At 72.1% G+C, this 25,398-nt stretch carries 27 protein-coding genes; 11 read left to right on the forward strand and 16 right to left on the reverse strand.

The features are described from left to right. Positions 1-61 precede the first annotated feature (61 nt). From AB0B86_RS23235 to AB0B86_RS23250, 4 genes are all read left to right on the forward strand, one after another. Positions 62-724, forward strand: a complete 663-nt coding sequence (locus tag AB0B86_RS23235) for a tetratricopeptide repeat protein (protein ID WP_357405498.1) — start codon at positions 62-64, stop codon at positions 722-724. A gap of 145 nt (positions 725-869) precedes the next feature. After that, positions 870-1,637 (forward strand): glycerophosphodiester phosphodiesterase, encoded by a 768-nt coding sequence (locus AB0B86_RS23240; protein WP_357405500.1) that lies wholly within the window; start codon positions 870-872, stop codon positions 1,635-1,637. Positions 1,638-1,654: 17 nt separating this feature from the next. Continuing rightward, positions 1,655-3,046 carry an MFS transporter gene (locus AB0B86_RS23245; RefSeq protein ID WP_357419804.1) on the forward strand — a complete coding sequence of 464 codons (1,392 nt, stop codon included), beginning with the start codon at positions 1,655-1,657 and terminating at the stop codon, positions 3,044-3,046. Positions 3,047-3,210: 164 nt separating this feature from the next. Further along, positions 3,211-3,819 (forward strand): thymidine kinase, encoded by a 609-nt coding sequence (locus tag AB0B86_RS23250; RefSeq protein WP_238647311.1) that lies wholly within the window; start codon positions 3,211-3,213, stop codon positions 3,817-3,819. Positions 3,820-3,894: 75 nt separating this feature from the next. On the opposite strand, the gene AB0B86_RS23255 is transcribed toward AB0B86_RS23250, so the two are convergent. After that, entirely contained in the window at positions 3,895-4,743 is an 849-nt protein-coding gene (locus tag AB0B86_RS23255) for a hypothetical protein (RefSeq protein WP_357405504.1), read from the reverse strand. A gap of 200 nt (positions 4,744-4,943) precedes the next feature. Here AB0B86_RS23255 and AB0B86_RS23260 point away from each other — a divergent pair, with 200 nt between their 5' ends. Then, positions 4,944-5,480: a hypothetical protein gene (locus tag AB0B86_RS23260; RefSeq protein ID WP_357405506.1), complete on the forward strand. Its 537-nt coding sequence runs from the start codon at positions 4,944-4,946 to the stop codon at positions 5,478-5,480. Here AB0B86_RS23260 and AB0B86_RS23265 read toward each other — a convergent pair. From AB0B86_RS23265 to AB0B86_RS23275, 3 genes are all read right to left on the reverse strand, one after another. Next, positions 5,468-8,572 carry a BTAD domain-containing putative transcriptional regulator gene (locus AB0B86_RS23265; protein WP_357405508.1) on the reverse strand — a complete coding sequence of 1,035 codons (3,105 nt, stop codon included), beginning with the start codon at positions 8,570-8,572 and terminating at the stop codon, positions 5,468-5,470. The two genes, AB0B86_RS23260 and AB0B86_RS23265, sit on opposite strands and share 13 nt — an antisense overlap. 125 nt (positions 8,573-8,697) lie before the next feature. Beyond that, positions 8,698-9,900 (reverse strand): low temperature requirement protein A, encoded by a 1,203-nt coding sequence (locus AB0B86_RS23270; RefSeq protein ID WP_357419805.1) that lies wholly within the window; start codon positions 9,898-9,900, stop codon positions 8,698-8,700. Further along, on the reverse strand, positions 9,887-10,345 hold the full coding sequence (locus AB0B86_RS23275; protein WP_357405512.1) for a hypothetical protein: 459 nt from the start codon (positions 10,343-10,345) through the stop codon (positions 9,887-9,889). Before AB0B86_RS23275 ends, AB0B86_RS23270 begins: the two co-directional genes overlap by 14 nt. A 146-nt stretch (positions 10,346-10,491) precedes the next feature. Between AB0B86_RS23275 and AB0B86_RS23280 the strand changes: the two genes are divergently transcribed. Further along, positions 10,492-12,195: an acyl-CoA dehydrogenase family protein gene (locus AB0B86_RS23280; RefSeq protein WP_357405514.1), complete on the forward strand. Its 1,704-nt coding sequence runs from the start codon at positions 10,492-10,494 to the stop codon at positions 12,193-12,195. Positions 12,196-12,243: 48 nt separating this feature from the next. Here the strand turns inward: AB0B86_RS23280 and AB0B86_RS23285 are convergent, their stop codons facing one another. After that, on the reverse strand, positions 12,244-13,089 hold the full coding sequence (locus tag AB0B86_RS23285; protein ID WP_357419806.1) for an LLM class flavin-dependent oxidoreductase: 846 nt from the start codon (positions 13,087-13,089) through the stop codon (positions 12,244-12,246). 72 nt (positions 13,090-13,161) lie between these two features. Between AB0B86_RS23285 and AB0B86_RS23290 the strand changes: the two genes are divergently transcribed. After that, entirely contained in the window at positions 13,162-13,533 is a 372-nt protein-coding gene (locus AB0B86_RS23290) for a VOC family protein (protein ID WP_357405518.1), read from the forward strand. A gap of 12 nt (positions 13,534-13,545) precedes the next feature. Here AB0B86_RS23290 and AB0B86_RS23295 read toward each other — a convergent pair whose 3' ends face one another. The 8 genes from AB0B86_RS23295 to AB0B86_RS23330 all read right to left on the reverse strand — a co-directional run bounded on the left by AB0B86_RS23295 (position 13,546) and on the right by AB0B86_RS23330 (position 18,206). Then, the gene (locus AB0B86_RS23295) at positions 13,546-14,544 is read right to left on the reverse strand and encodes a tyrosine-type recombinase/integrase (protein WP_357405520.1); all 999 of its coding nucleotides are present in this window, start codon (positions 14,542-14,544) and stop codon (positions 13,546-13,548) included. Positions 14,545-14,611: 67 nt separating this feature from the next. Next, complete coding sequence (locus AB0B86_RS23300; protein WP_357405676.1) at positions 14,612-15,037, reverse strand: Hsp20/alpha crystallin family protein; 426 nt, start codon at positions 15,035-15,037, stop codon at positions 14,612-14,614. Between the two features lie 68 nt (positions 15,038-15,105). Beyond that, positions 15,106-15,459, reverse strand: coding sequence for a GNAT family N-acetyltransferase (locus AB0B86_RS23305; protein ID WP_357405522.1), 354 nt, complete (start codon positions 15,457-15,459; stop codon positions 15,106-15,108). Further along, positions 15,362-16,057 (reverse strand): hypothetical protein, encoded by a 696-nt coding sequence (locus AB0B86_RS23310; RefSeq protein WP_357405524.1) that lies wholly within the window; start codon positions 16,055-16,057, stop codon positions 15,362-15,364. The genes AB0B86_RS23305 and AB0B86_RS23310 overlap by 98 nt, the downstream gene beginning before the upstream one ends. Next, entirely contained in the window at positions 16,054-16,548 is a 495-nt protein-coding gene (locus AB0B86_RS23315; protein WP_357405526.1) for a sigma-70 family RNA polymerase sigma factor, read from the reverse strand. The genes AB0B86_RS23310 and AB0B86_RS23315 overlap by 4 nt, the downstream gene beginning before the upstream one ends. A 146-nt stretch (positions 16,549-16,694) precedes the next feature. Then, positions 16,695-17,108, reverse strand: a complete 414-nt coding sequence (locus AB0B86_RS23320; protein ID WP_357405528.1) for a DUF6069 family protein — start codon at positions 17,106-17,108, stop codon at positions 16,695-16,697. A 76-nt stretch (positions 17,109-17,184) separates the two neighbouring features. Beyond that, positions 17,185-17,661: a MarR family winged helix-turn-helix transcriptional regulator gene (locus AB0B86_RS23325; RefSeq protein WP_357405530.1), complete on the reverse strand. Its 477-nt coding sequence runs from the start codon at positions 17,659-17,661 to the stop codon at positions 17,185-17,187. A 29-nt stretch (positions 17,662-17,690) separates the two neighbouring features. Continuing rightward, entirely contained in the window at positions 17,691-18,206 is a 516-nt protein-coding gene (locus AB0B86_RS23330; RefSeq protein ID WP_357405532.1) for a DUF2087 domain-containing protein, read from the reverse strand. A 381-nt stretch (positions 18,207-18,587) separates the two neighbouring features. On the opposite strand from AB0B86_RS23330, the gene AB0B86_RS23335 reads away from it, so the two are divergent. Beyond that, the gene (locus AB0B86_RS23335; protein WP_357405534.1) at positions 18,588-19,307 is read left to right on the forward strand and encodes a VOC family protein; all 720 of its coding nucleotides are present in this window, start codon (positions 18,588-18,590) and stop codon (positions 19,305-19,307) included. Between the two features lie 123 nt (positions 19,308-19,430). Here AB0B86_RS23335 and AB0B86_RS23340 read toward each other — a convergent pair whose 3' ends face one another. Next, complete coding sequence (locus AB0B86_RS23340; protein WP_357419807.1) at positions 19,431-22,910, reverse strand: HEAT repeat domain-containing protein; 3,480 nt, start codon at positions 22,908-22,910, stop codon at positions 19,431-19,433. 210 nt (positions 22,911-23,120) lie between these two features. On the opposite strand from AB0B86_RS23340, the gene AB0B86_RS23345 reads away from it, so the two are divergent. Beyond that, positions 23,121-23,312: a hypothetical protein gene (locus AB0B86_RS23345; RefSeq protein WP_357405538.1), complete on the forward strand. Its 192-nt coding sequence runs from the start codon at positions 23,121-23,123 to the stop codon at positions 23,310-23,312. A gap of 72 nt (positions 23,313-23,384) precedes the next feature. Here AB0B86_RS23345 and AB0B86_RS23350 read toward each other — a convergent pair whose 3' ends face one another. Beyond that, a complete protein-coding gene (locus AB0B86_RS23350) occupies positions 23,385-23,576 on the reverse strand; it encodes a DUF397 domain-containing protein (protein WP_357405540.1) in 192 nt (63 codons plus the stop codon). After that, positions 23,567-24,334, reverse strand: coding sequence for a DUF5753 domain-containing protein (locus AB0B86_RS23355; protein WP_357405542.1), 768 nt, complete (start codon positions 24,332-24,334; stop codon positions 23,567-23,569). Before AB0B86_RS23355 ends, AB0B86_RS23350 begins: the two co-directional genes overlap by 10 nt. A 241-nt stretch (positions 24,335-24,575) precedes the next feature. Between AB0B86_RS23355 and AB0B86_RS23360 the strand changes: the two genes are divergently transcribed. Both AB0B86_RS23360 and AB0B86_RS23365 read left to right on the forward strand, forming a co-directional pair. Beyond that, positions 24,576-24,869 (forward strand): hypothetical protein, encoded by a 294-nt coding sequence (locus AB0B86_RS23360; protein WP_357405544.1) that lies wholly within the window; start codon positions 24,576-24,578, stop codon positions 24,867-24,869. Continuing rightward, positions 24,869-25,114: a flavin reductase gene (locus tag AB0B86_RS23365; protein WP_357405546.1), complete on the forward strand. Its 246-nt coding sequence runs from the start codon at positions 24,869-24,871 to the stop codon at positions 25,112-25,114. Before AB0B86_RS23360 ends, AB0B86_RS23365 begins: the two co-directional genes overlap by 1 nt. Positions 25,115-25,398 lie beyond the last annotated feature (284 nt).

Consider the following 25,398-nt stretch of genomic DNA (forward strand, 5'->3'; position numbering starts at 1 on the left):
CGCATCTCGCCCGACTAAACTGCCGGCTCCAGTGAGTGGGTCGATGCCAGCGGGGGCGACGATGAACACCGACGACCGGATCGCACAAGCCAGAGCTGCCTGTCACCGGGCGGTGTTCGACGGCGATACCAGCGCGCTCGCTGACGCCGAACATGGCCTGGACGCTGTCGACGCCGACACGGCGATGGCGCGGGGGCTGATATTGCACGCACGGTTTCAGAGCGGGTCCAACGAGCCAGGCTCGTCGCCCGCGGAAGATCCCGCTCAACTGCCGTTGTTCGAGCGGGCGCTTGAGCTGTACCAGGCGCTGGGCGACACGCGTGGCGAGGCCGAGGCACTGTTCTGGATCGGTTGTCTGCACCAGTTCATTCGACGGGACAACGAGACGGCGGTTCCGTACCTGGAGCGCTCCTGCCGGCTCGCGGCCCAGGTCGGCGACAAACCGACCTGGGCCGAGGCCCTGCGGCACCTGGGTATCGTGGCGCACGCGGCTGGTCGGCTGGACGAGGCGCGCGACCTGCTGCAGGAGTCGTGCCAGCTGCGTCGGGAGATCGGGGCACCGGCCGGCGTGGCCTCCAACATGATCGGGCTGGCGTACATCGCGGCAGCCCAGGACCGCCGCGCGGACGCGCTCGCCACACTCGACGAGGCGTACGCCATCGCGAGCGCTCATGGTGCGAACGCCATAGTGGGCCACATCGAGCAGGCGAGAGCACGGATCTGACCGCACGCGCGGGGCACCCGCCCCGGCGGACGGCCGAGCCGGGGAGCCCAGCAGACGGCGCTGAGCAGCGGCGCGTCCACCGGCGCACGACGAATGTCGCCGGCAGGCCACCCGCGGTCCACCAGCAGCGGGCATACTGCGTCGCGTGTTGACCCGATTCGGCTACCTGGACGCGCCCGCGCCGCTGGCCTTCGCCCACCGCGGCGGTGCCGCCGAGGGAGATGAGAACACCACCGAGGCGTTCGCCCGCGCCGTCGGGCTCGGCTACCGGTACGTGGAGACCGACGTGCACGCCACCGCCGACGGCGTGCCGGTGATCTTCCACGACCCGACCCTGGCCCGGGTCACCGGCGAGGCGGGGCGCATCGCCGAGCTGAGCTGGGCCGACCTCGCCTCGGTACGCGTCGGCGGCGCGGCCGTCGTACCCCGGCTCGACGAGGTGCTGGACGCCTGGCCGCAGATTCGCTTCAACATCGACGTGAAGGCCGACGGCGGCGTCGAGCCGACGGTCGCCACAGTGACCCGGACCGGCGCCGCCGACCGGGTGCTGCTCGCCTCGTTCAGCGACGCCCGGCTGACCCGGCTGCGGGCGCTCACCGGCGGGCGGGTCGCCACCAGCCTCGGCATGCGCGGGGTCGCCCGGCTGCGGTTCGCCTCGCTGCACGGGCGGGCCCTGCGGCTGCCGCCGTCGGTGGTCGCCGCGCAGGTGCCACCGCGCTACGGGCGGGTGCCGGTGGTGGACCGCCGGTTCATCGACTACTGCCATCGGCTCGGCGTGCAGGTGCACGTCTGGACGATCGACGAACCCGCCCAGATGCACTACTTACTGGATCTCGGTGTGGATGGCATCATGACCGATCACGTCGGCGTGCTGCGCGACGTCTACCGCAGCCGCGGCCACTGGGCCGCCTGAGCGTCGAAGGACCCCGGATGGCCGAGACCGTGACCCCCACGGTGGACGACACCCCGCCCCCGGCGAGCACCCGCCGCGAGCGCCGAGGCTGGTACCTCTACGACTGGGCCAACTCCGCGTTCCAGACCACGGTGATCACCGTGTTCCTCGGTCCGTTCCTGACCACCGTCGCCGAGCTGGCCGCCGGCTGCGAGTTGGGCGCGGACACCTGCGACGGGTACGTGTACCCGCTGGGCATCAAGGTCGCCGCCGGGTCCTACTACCCGTACCTGATCTCACTGTCGGTGTTCCTCACCGTGTTCGTGCTGCCGGTCATCGGGGCGATCGCCGACCGGTCGGCGCACAAGAAGCGACTGCTCGGCGGGGCGGCGTTCACCGGCGCGGGCGCGACCATCGCGATGGCCTTCGTCACCGGCGACCGCTACCTGCTCGGCGGGGCGTTGTTCCTGGTCGCCAACATCTCGTTCGGCGCGGCGATCGTGGTCTACAACTCGTTCCTGCCGCAGCTCGGCGGCCCCGACGAACGCGACGGCATCTCCAGCCGCGGCTGGGCGTTGGGCTACCTCGGCGGCGGCCTGCTGCTGGCTATCAACCTGGTCGCGATCACCCTGCTCGACGAGGGCGACAACCCGCAACGCACCCTGGACCTGGCCCGCTGGTCGATCGTGTCCGCCGGGGTGTGGTGGGCGCTGTTCACGCTGGTGCCGCTGCGCTGGCTGCGCGAGCGCCCCAGCGCCGTTGCCCTGGCCGGTGGCGGCAACGTCGTCACCGACGGCTTCCGGCAACTCGGGCGCACCATCCGGGAGGTCAAGGCGTACCCGTTGACGTTGTTCTTCCTGCTCGCCTTCCTGGTCTACAACGACGGCATCCAGACCGCCATCACCCTGGCCAGCCAGTACGGCACCGAGGAGCTGCGGCTGGAGCAGAGCACCCTGATCATCACGATCCTGCTCGTGCAGTTCCTCGCCTTCGGCGGTGCGCTGAGCCTCGGCGCGCTGGCCAAGCGCATCGGCGCGCACAAGACCGTACTGCTCAGCCTGGTGCTCTGGACCGGTGTGATCATCGCCGCGTTCCGGTTGCCCGCCGAGGCGCCGGTGCCATTCATAATCCTCGGCGCGTGCATCGGCCTGGTCCTCGGCGGCAGCCAGGCGTTGAGCCGGTCGCTGTTCAGCCAGCTCATCCCGGCCGGCAAGGAAGGCGAGTACTACGGCTTCTACGAGATCAGCGACAAGGGCACCAGCTGGCTCGGCCCGCTCGCCTTCGGTCTGGTGTTCCAACTCACCGCCTCCTACCGGCTGGGCCTGGTCTCGATGCTGATCTTCTTCGTGGTCGGTTTCCTGCTCCTGGCGGCCGTGCCGATCCGCCGCGCCATCGTCGCCGCCGGTAACACCCCACCCCGGGTGCTCTGAGCACGCGTCCCGCGCGCGACAGATCAGCCTCGGCCGATCGGCTAGGCTGCCCGACCGTGACAGACGACGCCACCACCGCTCCGACCTGCCTGGCTCACCCGTTCCCCGGCCAACCGCACGCACCGGCCGGGTGCGCCGCCGCACGTGGGCTCGACGGGCGTCCGGTGCACGCCGCGGCGTTGAAGTTCTTCTGGGGGCCGATGGACTGCGGCAAGTCGACGATGGCGTTGCAGATGAACTACAACCACGCCCGGCAGGGCCGCCGCGGGCTGGTCACCACCCGCATCGACAGATCGTTGGGCCCGCAGGTCACCACCCGCATCGGCCTGGCCCACGAGGCCATCGAGGTCACCGACGACCTGGACCTGCGGGCCCTGGTGCGCGGCCGGTGGGCCGACGGGGTACGGGTGGACTACCTGATCTGCGACGAGGCGTGCTTCTACACCGTCGAGCACGTCGAGCAGATGGCCGAGCTGGTCGACAGCTACGACGTCGACGTGTTCGCGTTCGGCCTGGCCACCGACTTCCGGTCCTGCCTGTTCCCCGCCGCGCAACGCCTCTTCGAGTTGGCCGACGAGGTGGCCCGCATCCAGGTCGAGGTCCTCTGCTGGTGTGGGCGCGAGGGGCTGCTCAACGCCCGCGTCGTCGACGGGCGGGTGGTCCGCGAGGGCGCGCAGGTCGTCATCGGCGACACCGTCGACACCGCCGAGGTGCGCTACCAGGTGCTCTGCCGCCGGCACTACCGCAGCGGGGACCTCGGCCCCCGCGACTGAGCGGCCCGCCGCGCCGATCCGACGTGGTGGCCGGCCGCCCCCGCGCTGGAGACGGCCGGCCGTGGTACGGGTGGATCACCCCACACAGACCTGCTGCGCCCTGATGTTCCACGCCGTGGCGAACGCGACGATCTCCCGTCCGGTCGCCTCGGCGGTGTCCAGTGCCGGCTTGGGCACCAACGTCGCCACCGAGCCGGCCCCGGTGAGCCCGGTCAACACCGCGCCGACCCCTGCGGTCTGCGATCCGGCCGGGCAGGCCGGCGTCGTCACGGACTTCGGCGAGTTCGCGTTGAACACGCTCGTCGCCTCCGTCAACGCCATCGCCGGCAACGGGGTGGCGCAGAACGCCTGGGTCTGCAACGTGAAGTTGCCCGGAGCCCCGAACACGTACGCGGTGCTCGCCACCGAGCCGAGCGCCGAGGTGAACGCCAGCTCGTCGATCGCCACCGCGGCGTTGGCGTTGTCGATCCGGTACCCACCGCCGAAGGTCTTCTTGCCCGGCGGGCACACGGCGGTCACCGCCACCTTGTCCAGGGCGTTGTTCGCCGACGTGGTGGTGACCAGTTGCAGGCCGGACACCGCCCCGGCCGGGGCGCAGACCGCGAACGCGTCCACCGACCACGGCACGTTCGTGGCGTTGGCCTCCACCCCGAACACCGTCACCGTGCGCAGGGTCGCGTCGGCGTAGACCCGGGTCATCAGGACATCACCCTGACCGTCGTTGATCCGCCCGCCGGCGCCGACCACCTGGTCGACACCGTTGCACGAGATGGTCATCGTCTTGGCGTTCGTCGCGTCCAGAACGCTCGTCGCGGCGACCCGGTACAGGCCCACCGACGCCTGGGCCGGGGTCGCCGGTACGAGCAGCGTCGTGGCCGCCGCCATGCCGGTCAGCACTGCCAGACCAGCCAGTTTCCGCTTCATCGGATCTTCCCTCCGCACTGCCTCGTCGACTGTCGACGACGGCGTTGCGACCAGACTCCGCACCTCCGTCAGGAGGGCGTCAGCAGCGTGGGCGCGGACGGCGTACTGACGCCACGATGACGGGCGGCTGCGACAGTGCCGACGACGTCACCGCGGCGTCACCGGGCTCCGGAAGGGGCCCACGAACGGGAGGTCCCATCATGCGTATCCGAGCGGCGGCGCTGGCCGCCCTCCTGGTCAGCGGCACTCTGATCGGCGCTGGCGGTGGTACGGCGTACGCCAACCCGGACGTGAACCCGTGCGCCAGCACCAACGGCGACCCGATCATGGGCACCGAGGGCGACGACGTCATCTACGGCGGCGCCGGACCCGACGAGATCCACGGGCTCGGCGGCGACGACACCATCTACGGCGGCGGCGGTGTCGACACGATCTACGGCGGCGGCGGCAACGACATCCTGTTCGGTGAGGGCTGTGGTGACACCCTCGTCGGCGGGCCGAACGACGACGTGCTGGCCGGTCTCGACGGCAACGACCGTCTCAACGGGGCGCACGGCGATGACCTGCTGATCGGCAGGGCCGGCGTCATCATCTGGGGCGGTGCCACCAGCGGCGACATCTTCGACGGCGGGGGCGGGGAAGACACCTGCGCCGCGGACGACAACCCCGACGCCAGCGCGATCTTCTACTCGTACGTGGCCACCGACGCGGGCAACGAGAACCTCTACCCCTGCTGACCGGCCCTGGAGCGCAGCACGTCCGGGTGCGGGGGCGGTGCGTCGATGGCACGCATCGCCCCGACCCACCTGTCGAACGCCCGCCGGGCCTCCCCGTGCCGGCCGGCGCCGACAAGGGTCCCGACCAGCGCCCGGTGCGCCCACTCGTCGTAGGGGTCGGCGTCGAGCAACCGGACCAGGGTGGTCGCGGCCCGGTCGGAGTCACCGTCGCGCCGGTACTGCCGGGCCAGTTTCCGCAGCGCCCGCAACCACACCGAGCGGGCCTGTTCCCGCAACCCGTCGGCCCAGTCCTCGTAGGGCTCGTCGGTGAAGGCGTCCCCCCGGTAGGCGGCGTCCACGTCGGCGAGCACCGCGCGGGCCTGCGCCGGGTCACCCTCGCGGGCGAGCTGCTCGGCCCGGGGCACGTCGGCGAGGAGGTTCTCCGCGTCGACGACGACCCGCGTCAGGTCGAGGCGCACGCCGGTCAGGTCGGCGCGCACGTACCGGTCGACGGGCCACCGGCGGGGCGGATCGAGCACGGCACGCACGGCGGACAGCAGCACCGACAGGCGGTGCGCGGTGCGCCGCGGCTCGTCGTCGGGCCACAGCAGTTCGCACAGCTCGGCCCGTCCCACGGCACGGCCACGCCGGGCGACGAGGATCTTCAGCAGCGTGCGGGCCTGCCGCGACCGCCACGCCGACAGCGGGACCTCCCGCCCACCGACGATGACCTCGAACCGGCCGAGCACCCGCACCTCGACGATCCCACCGTCGACGGACAGCTCGGACAACTGTCGGCCGTCGACCGTCTCGACCCCGAGCGCCAGCAACCGGTTGGCGGCGGCCTGCGCCGCCGAGCGCTGCGCGCCGTCGGCGCCCGGAACCCGGCCCAGCAGGACGACTGTCTGCTCGGCGGCCGGTCCCGCGCCCGCCGCCCGCCAGATCGCGCCGGCCTCCAGCAGCGCCTCGCGACTCGCGGCCGGGTCGGCGGCGACCGCGGCGGTGAGTTCCAACGCCTCGGCCAACGCGTCGGCCTGCCGCCCGGTCCGGGCCGCCCGCACCGCTTCGGCCGCCCGTCGCCGGGCGACCTCCAGGTCACCTCCGGCGTACGCCACCCAGCCGGTCGCGGCCAGCGCGGAGGAACGCAGGAACGCCGGTGCCAGGCGATGTGCCTCGTCGGCGGCGGCTCGGGCGGCGCCGAGATCGGCGGCGGCGCCCACGCAACGCAGCCGGGCCAGGCCGGCCAGCGCCGGGATGCGTACCTGTAGGTCCCCCACGTCACGGGCCAGTTCGGCGGCCTCGGTGAAGGCCGCCAACGCCTCCTCGCGCCGCCCGAGACGGCGACTGACCTCGGCCAACCCGTACACCCCGGCGGCCGCCCGGTTCAGCCCCAAGCGTTGCGAGACCAGTTTGGACCGGGTGAAGTGCACTGTCGCCTCGTCGTAGCGGCCCAGCCGGACCAGCGCCTCACCGGCGTTGTGCAGGGCGGTCACCAGCACTCCCGGCGGGCCGGCGAGTTCCGCCGCGCGGACCGCCCGCACCGCGGTGGCCAGCGCCGACGGGTACCGGGCCTCCCGCAGTAGGCAGTGTGCCTGGTTGACCAGGACCCGCGCCTGCTGGACCAGGTCACCCGCGCGTTCCGCCGCTGCCAGCGCCTCGGCGAGGTGCTCGTCACGGCGGGTGCCGGACGAGGTCAGCGCGGCCGCGATGTGCGCCGCCGCCAACGGGGCGTCCTCGTTGAGCTGCTGCGCGGCGAGGAGCGCCCGGGCCCCGGTGGCGACCGCGTCGTCGACCCGGCCGAGCTGGGCGAGGGTGCTGGCGCGGCAGGCCAGCAGCAGGACGTCGTCGGGGCCGGGTGGGGTGAGCGTCGGTGCCGCGTCCACCCGGTCGAGCACCGCGAGGGCGCCGGCATAGTCGGCCCGCAGGTACGGCACCATCGCCGCCCGCCAGAGCAACCGGGCCGGCCAGCGACGGTCGCGGTCCGCCTGGGCCAGCAGCGGGGCGAAGACCCTCGATGCCCAGGTCACCGAGCCGGACATCCGCAACGCGTCGCCGAAGATCAGTTGGAGGTCGGGGTCCTGCGCGGCCTGCGGCAGCCCGCTGATCAGTTCGGTGACGTCCGGCGCCCCACCACCGGCGAGCATGTCCGCCCCGTGGCTGACGATCAGCTCCGCGCACCGGGTGGTGTCGTCCGCCGCACGCAGGGCTCGGGCGGCCGCCAGCGGGTACGCGTTGGTGAGATACCAGTCGGCGGCGGCGGACAGCCGCCGGCGGCCCGAGGCGTCCGGCCGACCGGCCTGCTGGGCCAGCACCGCCGCGAGCACGGGCACCAACTGCACTGTCGATGAGGTGGGGCCGGACCGTCGGCGGGGGTGGGCGAGCAGCAACCCGGTACGGGTCGCCCAGCGCAGCGCCTGCGCGGTGGCGTCGGCGGGCAGGTCGGGGTCGATGGCCACGCACAGGGGCGCGGTGATCGGGTCGAGGTGGTGGACGCGGCCGAGCAATTCCGCCACCGGCGGGGGCAGGTCGGCGAGGATCTCGTCGCGGGCGAAGTGCCCGCCGGCGGTGCCGGGCTCGGTCAGGGCCGCGAGCAGCTCCCGCCGGCCGACGCCCTGCCGGCCGAGGGCGTCGCCGGCGAGGTGCACCCACGCCGGCCAGCCGGCGGTCAGCTCGTACACCAGGTAGGCCAGGTCGCTGTCGGGCACCGCGTGTTCGTCGCGCAGGATCCGGGCAACCGCGTCCCGGCCGAGGGAGAGGGTTTCCGGCCCCCGGTGCACCACCGGCCCGGCACAGGCGCCGCGCACCGCGTCGGCGAGTGGTTGTCGAGCGGCCAGCGTCACCGCCGGCTGACCCGGCCACGCGCTCAACAGCCGTATCAGGGCCAGTTGGTCGTCCTCGGTGAGCGCGGACACCTCGTCCACGGCGACCCGGGCCAGCGGGTACGCGGCCGACGGGTTGGTGGGGTGCGACAGCGCGTCGATCAGGTCCGTCGCCAGGTGACAGGCGCTCGGACCGTCCCCGCCGATGGTTTCCAGGGCGGTGGTCTTGCCGTAACCGGCGGCGGCGACCAGCATCAGCCACCGCTGTGGGCGGGTCCGCCGCTCGGCTGTCATCGCGTCGCCTCCGCTCGTCCGAGCACCGCGGAAGGTCACCCGGAGGGCCGATGACCCACGCTAACCATGAGGCGGCCCGCTCACGCTGGCGTTGTCCGGGAACCGACGCAGTGTCGTGGGACGGGTCAGGACGACCCGCGCGTGGCGCGCCGAGCCCGCAACCGGTCGGTCACGATCACGGCGACGGTCACCGCCAACGCCACCGTGGCGCACGCCGCGACGGGCACCTCCAGCGCCACACAGACCGGCATCAGCGCCAGCAGCACCACCACCGCCACGATCCGGCTGGTCGGTAGGATCCGCCACAACAGCGCCTTGTACGCGGCGTGGCCGGCCAGGAACAGCGCCGGACCACCGAGGGTGAACAGCGCGGCGACAGTGGTGGTCGGCGCGCCGGGCTCGCGCAGCAACCGCTCGTCGGCCGCCGAGGTGACGATCACGCCAGCGACGATCACCGGGTGCAGGTAGTTGAACGCCACCCGACTCAACGCGCCGGTGCGCTCGCCGGCGCGGGCGATGACCTCCGTCGCGGCCGGCGCCGAGCGGGCGAAGTACACCCACCACAGCGCCACCGAGCCGGCGAACGCCAGCAGGAATGCCCCGGAGGTCACCAGGTCCACGTGCGAGGTGAGGGTGCTCCCGGTGACCAGGATCGACTCGCCCAACGCGATAAGGACGAACGCCGCGCACCGTTCGGCCAGGTGCCCACCCTCGACCATCCACCGTTCGGGGCGGCTGCGACCCCGCCCGGGCAGCGGGTAACCGATCGACAGGCCGACCACCTCGATCACGATCATCGCCGCCCACAACGCCTCCCGGGCAGCCCCGTCGGCCAGGCCGCCGAGCACCACCAGCACCGACGTCCCGGCGATCCAGGGCAGCGACTTCTGAAACCCGTCGACCAGCCACGGGTTGCCCCGCACCGCCCACAACCCGAAGATGGTGCGGCCCACCTGCACGATCACGTAGACCACAGCGAACAGCAGACCGGTCCGGCTGAACGCCTGCGGGATCGCCGCCGACAACCACAGGCTGCCCAGCGTCACCCCGATCAACATCACCCGTACCGGCCCCTGGTCGGGTTGCAGCCAGTTGGTCACCCAGGTGGTGTAGACCCAGACGAACCAGACGAGCGCCAGCAACAACGCGGTTCGCCCGGCGCCCTGCCAGTGCGGGTGGGCGATCAGGTAGTGCGACAACTGGGTGATGGTGAAGATGAAGACCAGGTCGAAGAAGAGTTCCGTCGACGTGGTCGGCTGCACCCCCTGACGGGGTCGCAGCAGCTGCGGACGCGCCGGGGTGACGACCGGTGGTTCAGAAGGGGTCACCGCACACCCGCCAGTCCCCGCCCTCACGGACCACCGGCAGCCGCCGTTCCTCGGTGTGCCCGCCGTCGCGGGTCACCTTCACCGTCACCGTGCCCTGCGGTCGTCCGCTGCGGGTGGCGACCGACACGTCGGTGATCTCGTAGTCGGTGACCATCGGCGGCGTGCGTACCCAACTGGTGAAGCCGATCGCGCTCCACCGGCTGCGCGCGTCCGCACAGAGCCGCTCGTACGCCTGGTCGCTGTCGCCCAGGGCCACCTCACTGAGGAAGTCGTCGGCGGTTTCCCGGATCGGGCCGGCGGCCTGCCGCACGGTCTGCAGGTTCCAGGCGGCCAACCCGGCCACGCCGACGCAGCACAGCGCCACACCGAACCCGGCGAACGCCAGCCCGGTGCGCATCGGGCGGCTGCGCCGGGCCGGTCGGCTCCACGGCTGGCCGGCACCCACGACTATCGACCGTAGAGAACGCGATCGCACTGAAGTGCGACAAGTCGGAAATCGGCGCGGCCGGGTCGGTGGGACTGCCCTGTTCGGACCGGCCACGCATCGTCTACCGTCGGCGCACACCCCCGAGCAGTGCCAGGAGTCGATCGATGAGCCGCTTCGTGCAGCCGGTGCCACCTCCCGTCGATCCGTACGCCGGCGACGGCCTGCTGCGCTCCTGGCTGGAGCGCCACCTGGGCCCGGGTGGGCACGCCGCCGCGAAGGGACGCCTGGCGGACCTGGCCGCCGACGTCACCGGGCCGCTGCGCGCGGCGCACGCCGACGCGGAGGCGCACCCGCCGACCCTGGTCCGCTACGACCCGTGGGGCGCGCGGATCGACCGGATCGACACCTCCGCCGGCTGGCAGGCGCAGCGCGCCGCCGCCGCCCGACACGCCGTGGTCGCGCTGCCCTACCTGACGGAGGCGCGCGGCACCTGGGGCGCCGCCGCGCGGGTCGTGCAACACGCCCTGCTGCACCTGTACGGTCCGGAGTCGGCGACCTTCTCCTGCCCGGTGGCGATGGCCGACGGGGCAGCGGCGCTGCTGAGCATGCCCGACGTGGACGTCGAGGTGCGCGCCGCGTGGCTGCCCCGGCTGATCTCCACGGACCCGGCCACCGCGATCACCAGCGGGCAGTGGATGACCGAGTCGCAGGGCGGCTCCGACCTGGGCCGCTCGAGCACGATCGGCCGGCCGGCGGCGGACGGGTCGTGGCGGCTGACCGGGGAGAAGTGGTTCTGCTCGGCCGCCGACGCGGCGATGGCGGTGGCGCTGGCCCGACCGGAGGGCGCCGGGCGCGGCAGTCGGGTGCTCGCACCGTTCCTGGTCCCCCGCTACGCGCTCGACTCGCCGTTGAGCATCGGCGGGGCGCCGGGCTCGCCCGCACCGGGTGTCACGGTGCACCGTCTCAAGGACAAGCTCGGCACCCGCGCGCTGCCCACCGCCGAGATCGGTCTGCACGACGCGTACGCGCTCCCGCTGGGTGACCCGGCGGTGCCCGGCCTGGTCCGGGCGATGACCCTGGTCGTGGTGACCCGGGTGCACAACGCCGCGGCGGCGGCCGGTGGGATGCGACGTGGGCTGGACTACGCCCGCGCGTACGCCGAGGTGCGGCACGTCGCCGGCGGGCCGCTGGTGTCCTCGCCGCTGCACCGGGCGACGCTGGGCACCCTCGCGGTCGACGCGGCGGGCGCGTTCGCCCTCGCCGGTCACGCGTTCGCCCTGCTGGGGCGGGTCGAGGTCGGTGCCGATCCGGCCGCCGCGGCGGAGCTGCGCATCGTGGCGCCGCTGGCGAAGCTGGCCACCGGCCGGCTCGCCGTCAGCTCCGCGAGCGAGTACGTGGAGAGTTTCGGTGGGGCCGGTTACGTGGAGGACACCGCCGTGCCCCGACTGCTGCGCGACGCGCAGGTGCTGCCGATCTGGGAGGGCACCACAAACGTGCTGGCCCTGGACGTGCTGCGCGCGTTGACCAGGGAGGACGCCGGGACGCCGGTGCTGGGCCGGCTCGCCGCCGCGGTGGACCTGGCCCGATCGCTCTCGCCGACGCTCGCCGACACCCTGGCCGCCGCCGCCACCCGGTTGAGCGACACCATCACCGCGGTGATCGCCGATCCGGACGCCGCTGCGGTGCAGGCCGGTGCCCGTGCCGTGGCGCTACGCCTGGCGTACGCGCTGACCACCGCGTTGCTCATCGAACACGCCGCGTGGGGTGACGAGCAGGCGGAACTGGCGGCCCGGTTGTGGGCGCGGCGCTGGCTGCGGCACGAGGAGATCGCCGAGGACGCCCACCTCCACCTGGAGTTGCTCTGCTGAGCGAGCGGGACGACGACGGCGGTCAACGGGTCGCCGCGTCACCCGGTGTCACCGCAGCGGCCCACGGGTGACGGCGGCGCGCATGGCCACCGGATCGCCGACCGGAACGAACTCCAACCACCAGGTCGCCCCGGCCGCCGCGAGCTGATCGAGGTACGCGCGTTCGGCGCGTTCGTCGGGTCGGCGTCGCCGGCCGCCGATCGCCACGTCGAACGGTTGGCCGTCGGCGCGGGTCGCCGGCAGGGCGCGCACCAACTCGTCGACCTCGTCGGGGGTGAAGTCGGACCACCCGTCGGTGTCGGTGAGTTTGTACGGCACGATGCCGTCGGCGCGGGCCGCGCGGCGACGCACCGCGCCGGCCTGGATGCTGCCGCCGACCCAGACCGGCACCCGGGGCGACTGCACCGGCGCAGGCCGTAGCGCCACCCCGTCGGCGCGGTAGTGGTGACCGTGGTGGTCGACCCGTTCGCCGCTGAGCAGCCCGGTCAGCAGGTCGAGACCCTCGTCGAGCATCGCGGCGCGCACCGACACCTCGGTCTGCTCGCCGAACGCGGCCAGCCCACGGTCAGCGGGGTCACCGACGCCGACCGCCACCGTGGCGCGGCCCGCGCTGAGGTGGTCGAGGGTGAGCACCTCCCGCGCCAGTTTCGCCGGCCGGCGTCGGGGCAGTGCGGTGACGGTGGTGCCCAGCCGCACCCGGTCGGTGCGGCAGGCGATAGCGGTGAGCACCAGCCAGGGGTCGTAGGTGAACGGCTCCTCGCCGGAGTAGTGGATCAGATAGTCCTCCAGGAACACGCCGTCCCACCCGGCGCGCTCGGCCAGCTCACCCAACTCCACCAGGACGGACGCCTCGATGGCGGCGCCACCGCAGGAGATCTCCAGGCCATGTTTCATCGGTCGACAGTAGGGCGGGGGTGCGACACGTAGGTGCGCAGACATGTCGGACCCCGGCGGCATACTGCCGGCATGACAGCACCTGCCGACCTCGCCATGGTCAATCTGGACAGTTCCGATCCCGCCGGCCACGCCGCCTTCTACCACCAGGTGCTCGGCTGGGAGATCACCCACAGCCAACCCGAGTACGCGATGATCAATTCCGGTGGCGTTTCCATCGGTTTCGGTCTGGTCGAGGGCTACCAGCCGCCGGCCTGGCCCGATCCCGACGGCGACAAGCGCTACCACCTGGATCTGTATGTCGACGACCTCGCGACGGCGGAGGCCACGTTCGTCGCGGCGGGCGCGACCAAGCCGGATTTCCAGCCCGGCGGCGACAGGTGGGTGGTGCTTCTCGACCCGATCGGGCAACCGTTCTGCATCTGCCCCCGCCCCCAGAGCTGAGCAGGGGCTGGATCAGTTGCGGCGGCGGCCTCGGGCCGCCCACACCGCGTACGCCGGGTCGCGGTCGAGGTTGTGCCGGTCGCGGTCGTAGCGGCGGGTGGTGCGCGGATCGGCGTGGCCCATCGCGTCCTGCACGTCCTCCAGTGGCACGCCCTCGGAGCGGGCGGTGGTGGCGAAGGCGTGCCGCAGTGAGTGCGGTGACAGCTTCGCCCAGGCCGGGATGCCGGCGGCCCGGGCGAGCCGCCGGACCATCCGGAACACCGAGTGCCGGTCCAGTCGGGCGCCGCTGGCGGTGACCAGCAGCGGCCCGGTCAACTGCGCCACGGGCACGCCCGTGGCGGCGGCCCGCTGGGCCAGGTAGGCGTCCACTGCGTGCCCGCTGCCGGGGGTGAGGGCCCGGCGACGTTGCTTGCCGCCCTTGCCGACGAAGCGCACGCTGCGATGGCCACGTTCGGTGCCGAGGTCGGTCAGGTCCAGCGAGATCAGCTCGCCGACCCGCAGGCCCAGGTCGGCGAGGAGCGCGATCGCCGCCCGGTTGCGCAGGGCGGTCGGGCCGGTGTCCGCGTCGGCCGCGCCGAGCAGGGCGTCAACCTCCTCCGGGCTGAGCCCGAGGGTGGCGGAGTGGTCCCGGTCGACGCGGGGCCGGTCCGCGCCGGAGACCGGGTTGGCCGGCACCGCGCCCAGCTTCACCAAAAAGTCGTACCAACTGGACAGTGCGGAGAGCCGTCGCGCCACGGTGGCCGGGGTCAGCGGTCGGCCGCTGCGGGTGGCGACTGTGGACTCCAGCGCCCGGGCGTAGTCGTTGACGTGCAGGAACGTGGCCCGCAGCGGGTCGAGGTCGCGGCCGGCGCACCACCTGAGCCAGCCGGTGACGTCGCGCCGGTACGCGTCGCGGGTGTGCTCGGACAGCCGCCGGTTTCGCAGCCACGCCTCGGTGACCTCGACCGGTCCACTCGGCAGCGCGGGGGGCGCGGACGGGCGGGCCAGCACCGGAGCGTCGGAGAACACCATGTGAAAAAGGCTCTCAGCCCCGGGTGGGATCGGCGCGCAGGCGCGCCGATCCCACCCGACACCGTGATCATGCGTTGATCTGCCGCCGTCCTTCGCCGTTGGCGGTGATGGTCACACGGCGGGGCTTGGCGCGCTCGGCGACCGGGATGCGCAACGTCAGCACCCCGTGCTCGTACCCGGCTTCCAACTTGTCGGTGTCCAGGGTGTCACCCAGGAACAGCCGCCGGGTAAAGGTGCCCATCGGGCGTTCGGCGGCGACCAGCTCGACGCCGTCGCCGGTGGGTCGGCGACGCTCGGCACGGACGGTGAGCACGTTGCGCTCGACTGTGCAGTCGATGGTGTCCGGGTCGACGCCGGGCAGGTCGAACGCCGCGTAGAAGTGGTCGCCGTCGCGGTAGGCGTCCAGGTGCATCGTCGCCGGACGGGCTGCCGTACCGAAGAACTGCTCGGTGAGCCGGTCGATCTCACGGAACGGGTCGGTACGCATCAACATGGTCATGCCTCCTCGGTTCTCCTGGCCGAAGGTGATGAGTTGAGCCGGGGTGACTCAACTTCCTCTTCTTATTTAGCGCCTTCGGCGGCGTTCGTCAACTGCTTCTCGAACCAGTGCTCGGCGTAGCGGTCCGACGAGTACGGCGGGATCTCGACGTAGCCGTGCCGGGCGTACAGCGCGCGGGCCTCGACCAGGTCGTCGCGGGTGTCGAGCCGGATCCGGTCCTCCCCGGCGGTACGTGCCACCCGCTCGACGGCGGCCAGCAACGCGGCACCCCCTCCGACGGTCTTCGGCGTGGTCGTCGCCCCTCCTCCCGCGGGCCGTTCATTTCGCCGCGGTGGCCCATTCGGCCGCCACCGAGGGGCTGTAGTACCTGGTGAAACCGCAGCCCCACGCGATCGGGTCCGCGAGCGGCCCGCCACCCCAGCGGGGCATGCCGGACACGAGCAACCGGGTGCCGATCTGGTAGGCAGGGACATGCTCGGACGTGGCATCGCCCGTCCCGGGCCCCGCGGCGGGTGGCGACATGTCCACCATGGCGGTGCCCGCGGAGCCACCCCTGAACCAGGTGTGCACCTGGAAGGTCACCGATCGCAGGTCCTGGCGGGGATGCGTGCTGCGCTCGGTGCGTGCCGGTCCGATGCCGGTCACTGTGCCGTCGAAGGCGAAGGCCTGCTCGGCGAGGGTCTCCGGTGAATACGGCTTGACGCACTGCGCCGCGCCGAAGGTGAGCGGATCGCCCGGCGTGACCCCGGCCGGCAGATCGGCCGCCGGCGCCGAAGCGGCAGGTGCCAACGAGGCGGCGGCCGACGGCTGTGCCTGCGGCGTCGCGGCCGGCCGGTAGACGCCGTACCCGCCCGCTGCGGTGATCACCGCGGTCGTGGCCGCCGCCACCATCACGTTCCGGCGCCTGCGGTGGACCCTGCGCACCGCCGCGGCGGCCACGACCAGCTCGTCGGGGGCGTCGGCGGCGTCGGCGGCGAACAGCTCGCGCAGCTCGCGCTCGGTCGACTGGTTCATCGGGTCCCCCTCTGTACGCCGACGGCTGCGGGCCCGCGCAGGCTCGCCAGGGCACGCGAGGCGGTGGCCCGCACCGAGCTCACGCTGACCCCCATGGCCGCGGCGATCGCCGTGTCGTCCAGGTCGGCGTAGTACCGCAGGACGAGCACTGTGCGGGCGCGCGGGGCGAGCCTGCTCAACAGCACCCGCATCTGGTCCCGGGCGGCGACAGCGTCGGCCGGGTCGGCCACCGTGGCGCCGGCCTCCTGGCGCAGGTCGGCGGGCCGTTCCGTCGTCCAGCGCCGCCGACGCCAGCTCAGGTGCGCGTTCACCAGCATGCGGCGTACGTAAGCCTCGGGGTCTGCCGCCGCGCGCACCCGCTTCCAGTGCCGGTACGCATCGGCCAGCACGGTCTGGGCAAGATCCTCCGCCACCTGCCGGTCGCCGCTGAGGACGAACGCCAGGCGCACCAGCGAACGGCCGTACCCCGTCACGAAATCCTCGAACGACACGCCCGCTCCCGTCAGTGCTCCTCACTAGAGAGACGCATCGGCCGCCGCCCCGCGCTGCACACCCGCCCGTGTCGGCTCAAAGCCGGACTCCGCTGTCGGCAGTCGAAGCCAGTCGGCCTACGCGACGACGGCGGTGTCCGCGACGACTACCGGCGGGGTCGGGGCAGCAGGGCGATAAGCGCGGCCGCCACGGCCACGTGCGTGGCGCCGAGGACCAGCTTGGCGCCGCCGGTGGCCTCGACACCGAGCAGAGGGACGAAGGACAGCAGCGTCACCACGACGGCCAGCGAGACCCAGACCGGTCGGGCGACGCGTGCGGCGAACCGCTCCAGCAGGGCCAGGGTCGCCCAGCCGAGCAGTGCCGCCCCCAGGGAGACCATGACGATCGCGCCGGCCCCGATGACCGTGGCGGGCTGACCCGAGCTCTCCACAGTGAAGTCGACGCCGGCCAGCGCGCCGATCGCCCAGATGGCCAGGCTGGCCACGACGGCGACGCCGACGCCGAGGGCGCGGCGGCGCAGGTTCGAGGTGGTGGGGCTCGCGACGGTGGCAGCACTCATGACGGCTCCTCGTTCAGGGGAAACGAACGAGTACGACCGTAGCAGATAGTCTTGTTCGGAACTATCTTTCTCGGGATTAACAGCCGGAGCGGCTGCCCGGCGCGTACGGGGAGGTGTGGGCAAGGGGACCGCCGACGAGCGTCAGGAGTGCCCGCAGGAACGCCTCCCGGTCCGGCTCGGGCAGGGTCGCGAGCAGGTCGTCCTGGATCCGGCGGACCACCTGCTGTGCCTGCTGGATGACCTGCTCCCCCGCCGGTGTCACAACGATCAGCCGGGCCCGCCGATCCGTCGGCGCCGGGCGGCGCTCGGCCAGGCCGGCCCGCTCCAACTGGTCGAGCGTGACGACCATCGTGGTCTTGTCCACGCCGCACCGCTCGCCGATCTCCCGCTGGGTCAGCTCGCCGGTGCGCGCCTGCGCCAGCACGTAGTGCGCCCGCGGCGAGATGCCCAACTCGGCAAGCCCCGCGGCGTGCTCGGTCTGCAGCGCGTGACTCGCCCAGGAGAGCAGAAACAACAGGTCCGGTGGGCCGTCGGCGGGCGTGCAGGAGGTCATGCGCCGAGGCTAGCAAGATCCTCCGGGGATCAGAGCCGCTGGTAGATCCCGTGCTCGCGGGTGAGCAACAGCTCGTCGATCAGGTACCGGCGCAGCGTCGCGTGATCCGACCCGCCAGCGGCGCACCACGGCTTGAGCGCGTCGTCGACGGCGCGCTCCGGATAGCGGGTGCCTGGTTCGAACGAGCGCTCGGCGATGTGCGCGAGCAGGACGCGCCGCCGCTTCGGCTGCGCGGGCAGGCCCACCAGGACGTCACCGCGCAGGAAGGTCCGCAGCACCGGGTCGGCCGCCGGGTCGGCGTCGTCGACCGGGCGACTGTCGCGGGCGGTCGCCCGCAACGACGCCTCGTCGACAGTGAACGCGCCGTCCGCGCCGGTGACCAGGCCCGCGTCGGCGAGCCGGCGGACCCCGGTGAGCACCACCCGGGCCGGCAGGCCGGTGCGCTCGGCGACCTGCGCCGCGCCGGTCGCGCCGAGCACAATCGCCGCGAAGATCCGTCGTCGTCCGTCGTCGGCCAGGGCTCCGGCCAGTGCATGCGCAGTCATGCCGGTCACCCTCACATCAGCGGTACGCGGACCGCCAGGCGTTTTCCCTTCCGGTGCGGGTGCGCGGAGCGCTCGGAACGAGATGAGCCGCAGCGTTCCGGCGTCGAGGGACCACTTTCCGTGCACCCGGGCCGTCCGCCAGGAAGGTGGGCCGTACCCGTGCTTGGCCGGGCATCACCCGCTTTCGGTCCTCGCCGCTGATGACCGGTCCGGTCGGCGTGGCCGAGCAGCGTGTGTGTCGCGGCCGTCGCCACCGACTGCCGAGCCGGACCTCGGCGGGAGCCGCGTTGCGTTCTGGAGCATCAGCCGATCGGATGACGAATGGCGATGATCGGCTATTTCCATGTGCGACAGACACCCTGCGACGCCTAGGAAGGGGGCATGACCAACGAGCGGACCGTTCCCCTGCTGCCGTGCGCGTCCATTGACGACATCGAAACCTTCTACGGAGTTCTCGGGTTCCGCACCACGTACAAGCAGCGCAAGCCCAACGCGTGTGTGGGGGTGCAACGCGAAGACCTGCATCTGCAGTTCTTCGAGATCGCCGGCTTTGACCCGGAGCAGTCCTACGGCTCCTGCCTCGTGATCACCGCCGACATCGAGGGACTGCATCGGGCATTCGCAGCCGGCATGCGCGCCGCGTACGGCAAGGTGCTGGTGTCCGGAACGCCGCGGATGACCCGGCCCAGGGCGCGGAAGAACGCGGACGGGTTGGGCGGGTTCAGCGTCATCGACCCGGGCGGCAACTGGGTCCGCGTCTTCCGGGACGCCGCCACCGCGCCCATGCCGGCCGCCGCGCCGGCCGGGCGGCTGGCCAAGGCCCTGGCGAATGCTGTCGTGCAGGCCGACTCCAGGGGAAGCGTCGGACAGGCCGTTCGGATCCTCGACAGCGCGTTGGCCCGCCCGCAGGCCGACGACGACCCGGTCGAGCAGGTAGAGGTCCTGGTCTACCGCGCCGAGCTCGCGATGGTGCTGCACGATCCGAAGACTGCCTCCGAGATGCTGGCCCGCGCCCACTCCGTCACGCTCACGCAAGACGAATCCGAAAGGGCCGCGCCCGCGTTCGACAACGCCGCCGAACTCGCAGCAGCACTGCGGTGACCCGCCGTACGAACGCCTCTCCTCTCGCGGCCGCGAACCCGTGCACGAGGCGTTGCTGTGGCTGGCCCACGGCCGGTGGCCACGCCGAGACGGCCGGTCGATGGTGACGTCCCCGGCAGGTTGTCAGGCTTCCAACCGCATGATCGCTGCCGCCGCTGTTTCCTGTACATCCGGGTAGTTACCGGTGGTGGCGCGTTCCCGGAGCCAGGTCAGGGTGTCCGGGTCGTCGGCCCAGCCAGCCGCGATCGCCTGCACCGCTGCCCGCCGCACGTTCGAGTTGTCATCGGTGGCGCGTTCCCGGAGCCAGGGCAGGGTGTCCGGGTCGTCGGCCCAGCCAGCCGCGATCGCCTGCACCGCCTCCCGCCGTACGTCCCAGTCATCGTCGGTGGTGGCGCATTCACTGAGCCAGGTCAGGACGTCTGGGTTGGCGGCCCAGCCGCCCGCGATCGCCCGCACCGCCGCCTGCCGCACGTTCGAGTTGTCATCAGTGGTGCGCTCGCGGAGCCAGGGCAGGGTGTCCGGGTCGTCGGCCCAGCCGGCCGCGATCGCCCGCACCGCAACCCGCCGCACCTCCCAGTTGCCGTCGGTGGTGGCGCGTTCGTGAAGCCAGGGCAGGACGGCCGGGTCGCCGGCCCAGCCGGTCCCAATCGCCTGCACCGCCATCGGGTGTGCGTAAAGGTTGTGCTTGGTCATGCTGTGTTCCCGGAGCCAGGCCAAGGTGTCCGGGTCGCCGGCCCAGCCGGCCGCGATCGCCTGCACCGCCGCGTCCCGCACGATGGAGTCTCCGTCGGTGGTGGCGCTTTCGCGGAGCAGGGGCAGGGTGTGCGGGTCGTCGGCCCAGCCGGCCGCGATCGCCTGCACCGCCGCCTGCCGCACGATGGAGTCTCCGTCGGTGGTGGCGCTTTCGCGGAGCAGGGGCAGGGTGTGCGGGTCGCCGGCCCAGCCGGCCGCGATCGCCTGCACCGCCGCCTGCCGCACGGCGGGGTCTCCGTCGGTGGCGGCGCGTTCCCGCAGCCAGGACAGGGTGTCCGGGTCGCCGGCCCAGCCGGCCGCGATCGCCTGCACCGCCACCCGCCGCACCCCCCAGTCATCGTCGGTGGTGGCGCGTTCTCGCAGCAGGGGCAGGGTGTGCGGGTCGTCGGCCCAGCCGGCCGCGATCGCCTGCACCGCCGCCCGCCGCACGATGAAGTCTCCGCCGGTGGCGGCGCGTTCCCGCAGCCAGGACAGGGTGTCCGGGTCGCCGGCCCAGCCGGCCGCGATCGCCTCCACCGCCACCCGCCGCACCTCCCAGTTGCCGTCGGCGGTGACGCGTTCCCGCAGCCATGGCAGGGTGTCTGGGTCGTCGGCCCAGCCGGCCGCGATCGCCCGCACGGCAGCCTGCTTCACCCCCCAGCCGCCGTCGACGACGGCACGGTGAAGGGCGGCAACATCGTGGCGGATGAGGGAGACCCTGAGGGTCGAGGCGATGTTCAGGTTGAGGCGCCATCCGGCCCGCTCGTACCAGCGCTGGTAGCGGGCAGCGGCAGGCCACGCCGGGCCGAAAGTGCTGGTCAGCTGTGGGGCCAGTCGTTCGATCGCGTCGGGCAGTGTCCGATCGTGGTGCTTCTCGCCGGCGGCTTCCTCCAGCAGGTTGATTACGGCTTTGGTCAGGGCGGATGCGTGCGGCGCCAGGGCGGCGGTCTTACGGATTTCGGTGGCGGCCTGCAACGCGAGCAGCAAATGCCGGGGCACGCTGGGTCGTAGCCGCCAGTGAGGGTCCGCGGTCAACAGCCGGGCGATGCCCTGCGCGGCGATGCGGTCGGGGATCATGCCGGTGAGCAGCAGTAGCACCTCGGTCCAGGCCGGGTCGGACCAGTGTTGGTCGTAGACGATCAGCACCTGATCGGGGGTGAGGTCGTAGTTGGCAAGGCGGTGGGTCAAGTCAGCGGCGGCCAGGTATTCCAGGAACGCCCGATGGACGAACCCGTACACCTCGGCACCGAAGCGGGCCAAGATGAAGTTGCGTTCCCGAAATTGGGCGAGCATCGCCCTCGCCGCGGGGACCGACCGCTCGGCGGGCAACCCGAAGCGCTCGTGCAGGTAGTCGCGGAACCAGTCGATCAGGCGGGGCCCGGGTACGTGGTTACCGGCCAACCCGGACGGGGCGTCCTGCATGCGCCGGGCCACCAGCTGTAGCAGCTCAAGCTTGTCCCGCGTATCGAGTAGGTCGACGCTGATCCGTTCGTCGCGCAGGTGCCTGTTGACGTCCCAGTGCTCGACCAGCACCGCGACCGCGTGCTCGTACACGCCGCGCCGGTCCCGCGGCAGTTCCTGGCGCCGGCCGATGATTGCCAGGATGGTCAGCAGCATCGGGTTGCCGGCCAACTCACCGATCGCAGTCGAGGCGGTGATCGCGGCCAGCAGCCGGTCCCGCAAGCGGGCCGCCGGGGCTGGCTCGTCTGGGTAGGTCCTGGTGTACCAGCCGGTGGCGAAGGCACGGATTTGGTCACCGTCGAGGTCTTGCAGCATCCAGTGACCGAACCCTGCCGCGTCCAGCGTCGCCCGCCGGTAGCCGATCACCCGGGAGGTGACCACGACCCGGACCTGGGGATAGCGGGCGGCGAACCCTTCGATCTGAGCTGTCACCTGCGCCCTCAGCCGGGGATCGAAAAGCTCGTCCAACCCGTCGAAGATGATCAAAGCCGGGCCGCCGGTCTCCAGGTACGGCTCCAGTACCGAACGAGGCAGCCCCATGTCCTCGGTGCTGGACAGGTGATCGATCAGATCGAGAAACGACGCACCAGGCACGCCACGCCATTGCGGCTCGGCGTAGGTGCGTAATTCCACCAACAGCGGTAGACATCCCCGTAGTGTCACCGGCACCGATCTTCCCTGGCCCGCCCCACCGGACGAGGCGGCCAGATTGCCGGCACCGGTAGCCGACTCGTCGGCACCTGCCAGCGCCAGCAGCAGGTATCGAGCCAGGGTTGACTTGCCGGCTCCGGGGTCCCCGAGAAGGACCAACTTGCGGCCGGCGGGATCAGCGAGCACGTCCAGCACTGGTCGGCGGGGGCGGTCCTGGTAGGCGCGCACGGCGGCCGTCAGCATCTCCCGGTCGATCTGCTCGGGTAGTTGAGCGTCATCGCTCTGCCCGGACTCGGCAAGCCGCTGCCACACCTCCCGCGGCACCTCCACCGGTGGTGGGTCCGCACGCGCGTGTTGCGGCACGAATACCTGGTCCAGCAGCATTGCCGGATGCTCACCCTGATCGGTCAACGGCGTCAGGATTTCCAGATCCACTCGCCGGTACCGGTCCTGCAACCGCGCCAGGTATCGGTCACGTGCCGCCACGAACTGTGCTGACGGTCCCTTGCCTGTCTCGCTGTCGAACAGCACGCGCAACGGCCCGGATCTACTGCGATCGAACCTGCCTGCCCGGATCATCGCCTGATGCATGTCACGGCCGCCGTGGACGTGGTGATACGCCTCGCACGCCTGCACCACAGCGGAGATCGTCGTCCACCGTGGTTGCTGCGGCCGATGAGGCGGGCCGGTCAGCAACGCGTACACGGTTGAGCGGGCCGCCATCTTCTCGTCATGCTCGTTGACGGGCACGTAATCCATGAGCTTGTCGCCCGTAGCGCCGACGTCACCGACCAGGCGGTTGATCGCGTCACGCGTGAGAGGAATCGGATCACCCGCCGTCATAGCCACCACCGCCCGCTCGCCGGCCACCGCAAGTGTCCGAAGCGTATCCACAGCCGCCACAGGGCGTCCGGTATCCAGTTGCGGCCGCCGGACGGAACCGGACGCCCGCTGGCCGACGCTCATCGTATGAGCCTCTTCCACAGCACTCCACCGGCATCGACGACCACCCCGGAGGGCCGCCACGAGGACCGCAGCGTGGCACCCGAACGCCGTGGCCGCGGCACCCTTCGGGTCATCACCTACGGCATCCTCACCGGCGCGGCCACCGCCGCCGGTAAGGCCATCGTGGACGCGGTGATCTGGCTGATCCAGCACTGATGAGCCAGGCCGTTCACGCCGACGCGAAAGGGCCCCCGACCAGCGCCGGGAGCCCGCGTGCGAGGTGGTCGGTCAGCCGGCGTCGCGGGTCATCGCGACGAAGCCACGCCACGACTCCGGGCTGAAGGTCAACGTGCCGCCGTCGCGATCCTTCGTGTCACGCACGAGGACCACCCCGGGGAGATTGTCGGCGACCTCGACACAGTTGCCGCCGTTGCCGCCGCTCTTCGTGCTCTTACGCCACCGCGCACCGCTCATGTCCATGATGCTGCCGCTTCTCTCAGAAGGTCCAAGGAACGCCCCCGGGGCAGTGCCTCTCCGCGAATACGCTCCCACCGTCGTTCCAGGTTAACAAGCTCCGATGCCTGATCGAGGATCTGAGCCTGGGCCGGGCCGTCGACGTGCGCGACCCGCGACCCGTCCGGCATGTCGGCGATGGTGAACGGCCCGTCCAGGCCGGGATAGCTGGGCGCGTCCGCCGGAACGATGTGGAGTTGGACGCTGTCCGTCTCGGCGTGCCCGAGCAGGCGGACGAGTTGCGCCGCCATCAGGGCGCGGTCGTCGCCGACGCGTCGCCGGAGCACCGCCTCGTCCAGCACAGCGATCAGCAGTGGTCCACTGTCCCGGGTGAGGATCGCCTGCCGGCCGATTCGAGCCTCGGCGAACTCGTCTACCGCGTCCGGCCTCAGCACCCCACCCGCCAGGGTCGCCCGCGCGTACGCCTCGGTCTGCAACAACCCGGGCACCCAGGCCAGTTCGAACGATCGCAGCGTCACCGCCTCGCGTTCGATATCCACCCACGGCCGAAACCACACCGGTTCGCGTCGACGGACGACGTCCGGCCAAAGCGCATCGGTGTCCTTTGCCAGCAAATCCGCGACTGTCGAGCGGTGGCGACTCTGCGGAATGTGGCCCGGGTTTGCCCATCTCGCGACGGTCTTCGGGTGCACACCAATGCGACCTGCGAGGCTCTCGGCGGTGTGACCCGCCTCGGCGAGCGCCGCAACAAAGGCGTGGTTCATGCCGCCCCTCCCCTGGAACAAACCAACCGTCCGAAGAAGATTACACAACGCTGTGTGATTGTCCAGCGACCCACGGCAAGGTGCTCTGTAGACAGCGCGGCCGGCAGGGACCCGAACCCGGCGGACGCGTTCGCAGCGGGGCCGCCCCGGACGGGGCGGCCCCTTCCAACGCCCAGCCCGGAGCGATGTCGATGCCAGCCGAGACAGCCGACCCAGCGAGACCGAAGCCACCGGAGCCGCGATGACCGGCACACTGCGGGCGGGGGACGTGGTCCTCCTGACCACCGCCGCCAGCGTCCAGTTCCGCAAACCGATAGTCGTCCGGGTCATCCACGAGCTACCTGACCGGCACACCTACGACGGATGGCTCTGGCTCGACGCCTACGAGCTGAACCCGAAGGGCGAGGCGATCGCCCGGCGCGAGCTGTTCGTCATGCGCGCGGGCGTGCAGATGCAGTCCCCGGCTCCCCGCCGGGCCACCGAGACCCACCGGCCCGTACCGATCCGGCGCACCGGCCCCGTGGGGGTCGTCTGATGCCCGAACGCCGGAAGCACTCCCCGCTGCGGCCCTCGTGGCGCTGCCCGGTCTGCGGCATCCTGTGGCCGTGCTCGGCCGCGAAGCTGCGCCTCCTCGGCGAGTACCGCGAGGACCGGCCGGGCCTGTTGGCACACCTGGCAGAGCTTCAGGAAGCAGCCGAAGCCGACCTCACCAGGCTCAACCGGGGCGTCGCGTCGCCCGATCTCACCCCGCGCTTCGTCGGCTGGGCCGAAGCCCGCTGAGCCACGCCGCCACGTCGGCGGTCTGGGACGACCCAGCCGCCCGGGCCTGACCGCAGCGGCCAGCCCCACGCGCGGTTCGCGGCAGATCTGGATACTCACTGGGCTTGAGCCGGGCCGGGTATTGCGCGGTCAGGTTCCTGGCCCGCGACTGTCTCATCCCCGGGCCTCGACGCGGAGCAGCCGGACGGCGTCGACGCGGGGCGCCGCACAAGTGCACTCGTACATATGTACGATGTGCGACTTTTGAGATCACCGCCTAGCCTGCGTGGGGTGACCGCCGCCGC

The organism is Micromonospora sp. NPDC049047 (genome assembly GCF_040649135.1).
Taxonomy (GTDB): Bacteria; Actinomycetota; Actinomycetes; order Mycobacteriales; family Micromonosporaceae; genus Micromonospora.

Excerpts from the sequence above, each read along its gene's own strand:
- AB0B86_RS23290 (WP_357405518.1), top strand. The coding sequence starts at position 13,162 with ATGACAGCACCTGCCGACCTCGCCATGGTCAATCTGGACAGTTCCGAT.
- AB0B86_RS23360 (WP_357405544.1), top strand. The coding sequence starts at position 24,576 with ATGACCGGCACACTGCGGGCGGGGGACGTGGTCCTCCTGACCACCGCC.
- AB0B86_RS23340 (WP_357419807.1), bottom strand. The coding sequence starts at position 22,910 with ATGGATTACGTGCCCGTCAACGAGCATGACGAGAAGATGGCGGCCCGC.
- AB0B86_RS23295 (WP_357405520.1), bottom strand. The coding sequence starts at position 14,544 with ATGGTGTTCTCCGACGCTCCGGTGCTGGCCCGCCCGTCCGCGCCCCCC.
- AB0B86_RS23260 (WP_357405506.1), top strand. The coding sequence starts at position 4,944 with ATGCGTATCCGAGCGGCGGCGCTGGCCGCCCTCCTGGTCAGCGGCACT.
- AB0B86_RS23320 (WP_357405528.1), bottom strand. The coding sequence starts at position 17,108 with ATGAGTGCTGCCACCGTCGCGAGCCCCACCACCTCGAACCTGCGCCGC.
- AB0B86_RS23285 (WP_357419806.1), bottom strand. The coding sequence starts at position 13,089 with ATGAAACATGGCCTGGAGATCTCCTGCGGTGGCGCCGCCATCGAGGCG.
- AB0B86_RS23265 (WP_357405508.1), bottom strand. The coding sequence starts at position 8,572 with ATGACAGCCGAGCGGCGGACCCGCCCACAGCGGTGGCTGATGCTGGTC.
- AB0B86_RS23300 (WP_357405676.1), bottom strand. The coding sequence starts at position 15,037 with ATGTTGATGCGTACCGACCCGTTCCGTGAGATCGACCGGCTCACCGAG.
- AB0B86_RS23245 (WP_357419804.1), top strand. The coding sequence starts at position 1,655 with ATGGCCGAGACCGTGACCCCCACGGTGGACGACACCCCGCCCCCGGCG.
- AB0B86_RS23310 (WP_357405524.1), bottom strand. The coding sequence starts at position 16,057 with ATGAACCAGTCGACCGAGCGCGAGCTGCGCGAGCTGTTCGCCGCCGAC.
- AB0B86_RS23235 (WP_357405498.1), top strand. The coding sequence starts at position 62 with ATGAACACCGACGACCGGATCGCACAAGCCAGAGCTGCCTGTCACCGG.
- AB0B86_RS23330 (WP_357405532.1), bottom strand. The coding sequence starts at position 18,206 with ATGACTGCGCATGCACTGGCCGGAGCCCTGGCCGACGACGGACGACGA.
- AB0B86_RS23350 (WP_357405540.1), bottom strand. The coding sequence starts at position 23,576 with ATGGACATGAGCGGTGCGCGGTGGCGTAAGAGCACGAAGAGCGGCGGC.
- AB0B86_RS23355 (WP_357405542.1), bottom strand. The coding sequence starts at position 24,334 with ATGAACCACGCCTTTGTTGCGGCGCTCGCCGAGGCGGGTCACACCGCC.
- AB0B86_RS23345 (WP_357405538.1), top strand. The coding sequence starts at position 23,121 with ATGAGCCTCTTCCACAGCACTCCACCGGCATCGACGACCACCCCGGAG.
- AB0B86_RS23365 (WP_357405546.1), top strand. The coding sequence starts at position 24,869 with ATGCCCGAACGCCGGAAGCACTCCCCGCTGCGGCCCTCGTGGCGCTGC.
- AB0B86_RS23325 (WP_357405530.1), bottom strand. The coding sequence starts at position 17,661 with ATGACCTCCTGCACGCCCGCCGACGGCCCACCGGACCTGTTGTTTCTG.
- AB0B86_RS23255 (WP_357405504.1), bottom strand. The coding sequence starts at position 4,743 with ATGAAGCGGAAACTGGCTGGTCTGGCAGTGCTGACCGGCATGGCGGCG.
- AB0B86_RS23280 (WP_357405514.1), top strand. The coding sequence starts at position 10,492 with ATGAGCCGCTTCGTGCAGCCGGTGCCACCTCCCGTCGATCCGTACGCC.
- AB0B86_RS23335 (WP_357405534.1), top strand. The coding sequence starts at position 18,588 with ATGACCAACGAGCGGACCGTTCCCCTGCTGCCGTGCGCGTCCATTGAC.